The organism is Halohasta sp. A2, from assembly GCF_056175805.1.
In genome coordinates this window covers 1-255 of sequence record NZ_JAQFWV010000287.1, presented here as the reverse complement: position 1 = coordinate 255, position 255 = coordinate 1, and the positions used below count along the sequence as shown (strand labels likewise).

Sequence of the window (255 nt, the reverse complement as noted above, 5' to 3'; positions counted from 1 at the left end):
AGACCGAGAAACCGGGACTACATACGATACAAACGGCAACAATGAGCCGATTCCGCTTGAAACGCGCCACACAAAGTGGATTCGTGGGGATAGACGTGCTAGAGCGTGGCTTCCTGAAGACGTACGGCCAATCTTTGTCCACGACCGCGCAGCAGACGACTTCTCGTTGTACGCTGAAATAATCGATGAGATGGACAACGCTGGCTTTGTCGTGCGTGCGCAGTACAACAGGAATATACGCACACCGACTGGAGA

1 pseudogene is annotated in these 255 nt (G+C 52.9%); it reads left to right on the top strand.

Annotated elements, in window-relative coordinates:
* Positions 1 to 255 (top strand): annotated as a pseudogene (locus O2S87_RS19165) (IS4 family transposase); the annotation flags it as partial.